The organism is Victivallis sp. (assembly GCF_048170485.1).
Lineage (GTDB): Bacteria > Verrucomicrobiota > Lentisphaeria > Victivallales > Victivallaceae > Victivallis.
In genome coordinates this window covers 1-5,574 of sequence record NZ_DBEXAY010000154.1, presented here as the reverse complement: position 1 = coordinate 5,574, position 5,574 = coordinate 1, and the positions used below count along the sequence as shown (strand labels likewise).

5 protein-coding genes are annotated in these 5,574 nt (G+C 61.4%); all 5 read left to right on the top strand.

Annotated features, from left to right (window positions below):
• Positions 1–816, top strand: an 816-nt coding sequence (locus ACMLHG_RS07965) for an iron-containing alcohol dehydrogenase (RefSeq protein WP_417170163.1), incomplete at its 5' end; no start/stop codon positions are given.
• Between the two features lie 158 nt (positions 817–974).
• Positions 975–1,937, top strand: a complete 963-nt coding sequence (locus ACMLHG_RS07960) for an ABC transporter ATP-binding protein (protein ID WP_417170162.1) — start codon at positions 975–977, stop codon at positions 1,935–1,937.
• Positions 1,937–2,671 (top strand): ABC transporter permease subunit, encoded by a 735-nt coding sequence (locus ACMLHG_RS07955; RefSeq protein ID WP_417170161.1) that lies wholly within the window; start codon positions 1,937–1,939, stop codon positions 2,669–2,671. The genes ACMLHG_RS07960 and ACMLHG_RS07955 overlap by 1 nt, the downstream gene beginning before the upstream one ends.
• Positions 2,672–2,699: 28 nt before the next feature.
• Positions 2,700–4,643, top strand: coding sequence for a Gldg family protein (locus ACMLHG_RS07950; RefSeq protein WP_417170160.1), 1,944 nt, complete (start codon positions 2,700–2,702; stop codon positions 4,641–4,643).
• Positions 4,640–5,574: DUF4340 domain-containing protein (locus ACMLHG_RS07945; protein WP_417170159.1), on the top strand; the 935-nt coding region annotated here is incomplete at its 3' end. The genes ACMLHG_RS07950 and ACMLHG_RS07945, both read left to right, overlap by 4 nt.

The window sequence follows — 5,574 nt, the reverse complement described above, 5'->3', positions numbered from 1 at the left end:
GACAGCGGCATTCTCCGCAATGCACCGCCGGAGATGTTCGCCGCCGGATACGCCGACCTGATGGCGAAGATTCCCGCCGGAGCGGACTGGCTCGCCGCTGACACTCTCGGCATCGAAGCGATTGACCCTGCCGTCTGGGAGCTGGTGCAGACGCCGCTGCGCGACAACCTCTCCGATCCCTCTGACGTGCGGCGCGTCTTCACCGGGCTGGCTGCTACCGGGTACGCCATGCAGCTCTACCGCGACTCCCGCCCCGCCTCCGGTGCCGATCATCTCGTCAGCCACATCTGGGAGATGGAGAATCTCTGCTGTAACGGCAAACCGGTCTCCCACGGCTTCAAAGTCGCCATCGGCACCGTCACATCCACCGCGCTTTATGAGGCGCTTTTCTCGCTTTCGGAGCAGGAGGCGCGCCGCCTCGCCCGCCCCGGCCTCGACCGCGCCGGACGTGAAGCGGAGATCGATGCCCTGCTCTCCGTCGGCACCTACGGCGCGGCCACCCGCACCATCGCGCTCGACAAGTTCCGGGAAGGAGATGCGCTCGCAGAACGGCGGGAACTCATCTACCGCAACTGGGAGACTCTGCGGAAACGCATCCTTCATCAACTCTATCCCCTGGAAGAGCTGACCCGGCGGCTCACCGCCGCCGGCTGTCCGGTCAAACCGGCCGACATTCAGCTCGGCAGGGAGCAGTTCCTGCACGGAATCCGCACCGCGCAACTGATCCGCAAACGCTACACGGTGCTCGATCTGGCGTACGAGCTTGGGTTACTGGAAGAGCTTCTCCAGCGCATCCTCCCGGTCATGAACGTTTAGCCCGTTCAAAAAAATTACGGAATCACTTGAAATTCCGCTTTTATCATGCTATACTTCTAAAATTTAAGGAGGGAAAAAAGAAAACAAAAGGGGGAAACGAAGGTCTGTTTCTGCAGGCGTCGTTTCACCTTTTCCCAGAGAAAGGAGATCGATTCGGCATGATAAAAGCGACTGATGTGCAAAAGCGATTCGGCGCCATCACCGCCGTCGACCGGGTGAGCTTCTCGGTCGAAAAAGGGGAAGTGCTCGGCTTCCTCGGTCCCAACGGAGCCGGGAAATCCACCACGATGCGGATGATTACCGGCTTCCTGCCCCTCTCCGGCGGCAAAATCACCATCGGCAACTGTGATATCGAAGAGGATCCGGTCGGTGCCAAACAGCTCTTCGGCTATCTGCCGGAAAACGCGCCCGCTTATCAGGATATGAGCGTCATCGGATTCCTGAACTTCGCCGCCGCCATCCGCGGCCTCTCCGGCAAGGCGAAAGCCGACGCCGTCGCCCGTGCGGTAAAAATCTGTCACCTCGAAAGCGTCACCCATCAGACGATCGACACCCTCTCCAAGGGATACCGTCACCGGGTCTGTTTTGCGCAGGCGATTCTGCACGATCCGCCGGTGCTGATCCTCGACGAACCCACCGACGGACTCGATCCCAACCAGAAGCACGAGATGCGCGAACTGATCCGCGAAATGGGCCGGAACAAGGCGATCATCGTCTCCACCCACATTCTCGAAGAGGTCGAAGCGATCTGCACCCGGGTCATCATCATCGATAAGGGACATCTGGTCTTCAACGGCACACCGAGGGAACTGCTCGACCGCGCCCCGCGGAAAACCCGCCTCTCGCTCGTGCTCACCGGCGTCTCCGGCGCCGACGCCGCCGCGGCACTCGGGAAACTCCCCAACGCGACCGGCGTCGAAGTGCGGGAGGAAAAGGCAGGCCGAACCGAACTCCTCCTCTGTTCCGCCGCTCCGGCCGACGAATTCGCCGCCGACGTCAAGAAGTTCCTCGACGAACACCGCTGGAACTTCATCGAACTGCACGCGGAACCCGGGAAACTCGATGAGGTGTTCCGCGCCCTGACCACCCCGGACAGCCCCGCCGGAAAGGAGGCGAAATAATGAGAAACATTCTGACCGTCGCCCGTCGCGAACTGGGCGCCTACTTCACCTCGCCGGTGGCCTATGTCTTTCTGGTCATCTTTCTGGTGCTGATCGGATTTTTCACCTTCATGATCAGCGGCTTCTTCGTCCGCAACGAGGCGGATCTGCAGGGGTTCTTCTTCTGGCTTCCGTGGCTCTACATTCTGCTGGTGCCGGCGATCGGCATGCGGCAGTGGGCGGAGGAGCGCCGCCAGGGGACGCTCGAACTGCTTTTCACCATGCCGATTTCGGTGACGCAGGCGATTCTCGGCAAATTTCTCGCCGGCTGGATCGTCCTCGGCATCGCCCTCGTGCTGACACTGCCGATGGTCTTCACCGTCTGCTACCTCGGGGATCCGGACGCCGGTCCGATTCTCACCGGGTACACCGGCAGTTTCCTGCTCGCCGGGACCTATCTGGCGATCAGCGGAATGACCTCCGCCTTCACCCGCAACCAGGTCATCAGCTTCATCACCGCGACGGTGATCTGCCTCTTGCTGGTGCTGATCGGCTTCCCGCCGGTGACCGGGCTGCTGCTCCGCTGGGGGGCGCCAGCCGGACTGGTGGGATTTTCGGCGGATTTGAGCGTATTCTTCCACTTCACCGGCATGCAGCGCGGCGTCTTCGACCTGCGGGATATCGTCTATTTCCTGTCGCTGATCGTGCTGGCGCTCTTCATCACCGGCGTCGTCCTGAAAAACCGCCGGAGCTGACCCGCAACGAGAAGGAGTACAACACAGCATGAAACCTGATTTGAAAAATAAGAAAACCGCCGCTGTCGCCGGGTCCCTCGCCGGAATCCTCATCGTCGCGGCGATTCTGATTCTGCTCAACGCCATCCTGAAACCGGTCAACCTGCGCTGGGACTGCACCGAAGGAAAGCGCTACACGCTCTCCCGCGGAACCGGAAACATTTTAAAGAATCTCGACAAACCGGTCAGCATCCGCTTCTACTATTCGCGCAACGCGGCGGATATGCCGGCATTCCTCAAGACCTACGCCTCGCGGGTCGAAGATCTGCTCGGGGAGTTCCAGCGTGCCGGCGGCAAACGGGTCGAACTCAAAAAACTCAACCCCACCCCCGATTCGGATGAAGAGGATTCCGCCGTGCTCGACGGCATCTCCGGGCAGACGCTTGACGCGCTCGGCGCCGGGGAACCGGTCTACCTCGGCGTCGCAGTGAGTTCCGGCGGCAAGACCGCGGTGCTCCCCTTCCTCAATCCGGAGAACGAGGCCCAGCTCGAATACGACCTTTCGCGCGCCATCACCGAAGTGACCGCAACGAAGAAGGTCAAGCTCGGCATTCTGAGTTCCCTGCCGGTGATGGGCGGCTACGACACGCCTCAGATCATGATGATGCAGCAGCGCCAGGCGCCGAAACCGCCGTGGTGGATCATCACCGAACTCAAGCGGAACTTCGACGTGGTGGAGATTCCCGCCACGACCGACGCCATCGCGCCGGACATCGATGTGGTGCTGGCGATTCACCCCGGCGACCTCGGCGATGCCACCCTTTACGCGCTCGATCAGTTTGTTCTGCGCGGCGGGCGGCTGCTGGCGTTTCTCGACCCCTTCCCGCTCTCCGGAATGAACCAGCCCTACATGAAACCGGCCGGCTCCTCGCTTGGCAAACTTCTGTCGCGCTGGGGGATCGAATTCACTGCCGACAAACTGGTCGCCGACCGCAAACTCGGCACCCGGATGCGCGGCGGGTACGGCACGGTGGAAACGATGCCGACGGTTCTCTCGCTCACCCGCGAGGAAATGGATTCCGCCGATCCGGCGGTCGCCTCGCTCAACAACCTGCTGCTCTTCTGCGCCGGCACCTTCTCCGGGAAACCGGTGGAGGGGCTGCAGCAGACGACTCTGCTTCACACCTCCGACGATGCCGGAGTCACCGACACCTTTGCGGCACAGCAGCCCGGCGAGATGATTCTTCGCAACCTCAAAACCGACGGCAAAAAGCATGCGCTCGCCATCAAACTGACCGGAACCTTCCCGACCGCCTTCCCGGAAGGGAAACCCGGCGACGCCGCCAAGACCGCGGATGAGACAAAGAAGGCGGACGCCGCCAGTGACGCGAAAAAGTCCGAGACTCCGAAAAAGGAGGCGGGGCTGAAGAAATCGGTCAAACCCGGCTTCGTCGTGCTGATCGGCGACGCGGATATGCTGTACGATCCCTTCTGTGTGCGTGAGATGAACTTCCTCGGCCAGAAGGTTGCGCAGCCGATCAACGACAACCTGAACTTCGCGCTGAACATGGTCGATCAGCTCAGCGGAGACGACAATCTGCTGGAAATCCGGGCGCGCGGCACCGCGTCGCACCCCTTCACCGTGGTGCGCGACCTCCAGGCGGAGGCGGAAAAGGAGTTTCAGGATCGCATCATCAAGCTGGAAAACGACCTCCGCGATGTGCAGCAGCAGATTACCGAGCTGCAGAGCAAGCGTAAGCCGGGCGAAAGCGAACTTCTGAGTTCCGAGCAGCGCGAACTGCTCAAGGAGTTCCGCCAGAAGGAGGTGGAGGCCCGCAAGGAGCTCAAGCAGATCCGCAAACAGCTCCGGCAGAAGATCGATTCGCTGGAAAACACTTTGATTTTCGTCAACATGGCCCTGATGCCGCTGCTGGTCATCCTCGCGGGGATCGTCGTCGCGGTCGTCCGGCACAGAAGAGGAGCGCGCCGATGAAACGCAAACATCTGATTCTACTCGCCCTGATCGCAGTCATTCTGGGTGCGGTCTATTTCCTGCGGCAGGAGAGCACGGGGAGCAGCTCCCCGGCCGAAACCCTGCTGCTGCCGGAAGAGTTCAGCAGTGACAACATCTACTATGTCCAGCTGAAAAAGAACGGCCGGACCATCACGCTTGAGCGCACGGGCAAAGGCTGGCAGGTCAAGGAGCGCGCAGGATACCCTGCCGACTACAACAAGCTCCGCGAACTCTTCGTCGCCCTGTGCGACGCCCGTGCCGCCCGTGAACTGACGCTCGACGACGCGCAGGCCGCCTCGCTGGAACTCACTCCGGAGAGCGGAGCGGTTTCCATAACGCTCTCGGGCAGAGACGGCAAGGCCTTGCAGACTCTCCTCTTCGGCAAGCTGTATGAAAAGGCGGGTTCCTCGCCGACGGAGGCCACCCCCTTCGGCATGGGCGGAAACATGGGCGCCACTGGGCGCTATCTCCAGCTGAATGACGGGCGCAACATCCTTGTTTCGAATACCTTCTCCGAGGTGGACTCCACTGTGCCGGAGTGGCTGGATCAGGAATTTTTCCAGGTATCCGGCCTGAAGCGCGCCGTCCTCCGGAAGAACGGCAAAACAGTATGGGAACTTGCGGAACAGGGTTCGCCCGCCGCACTCGCACCGACGGGAGCCGTTCCGGCGGGGAAAGAGGTGGATACCGGCAAGGTGGATTCCTTCAAGAGTGCCTTCTCGTGGCTTCGTTTCTCTGACGTGGCGAAAGCCTCCGCGCCGGGGAAAGAGGTGCCGGAGCTGGAACTGACCGACGCGGACAACTTCGTCTACCTTCTCCGCCCTGTCGCCGACAAAGATGGCCAGTGCAGTGTACAAATTGCGGTCCGCTACGCTGGTCCGGTCACCCGCGAAGCGGCCAAAGAGGAGAC

Bases quoted from the DNA above. Each gene is read 5' to 3' on its own strand.
- ACMLHG_RS07960 (WP_417170162.1), top strand. From the start codon at position 975: ATGATAAAAGCGACTGATGTGCAAAAGCGATTCGGCGCCATCACCGCC.
- ACMLHG_RS07955 (WP_417170161.1), top strand. From the start codon at position 1,937: ATGAGAAACATTCTGACCGTCGCCCGTCGCGAACTGGGCGCCTACTTC.
- ACMLHG_RS07950 (WP_417170160.1), top strand. From the start codon at position 2,700: ATGAAACCTGATTTGAAAAATAAGAAAACCGCCGCTGTCGCCGGGTCC.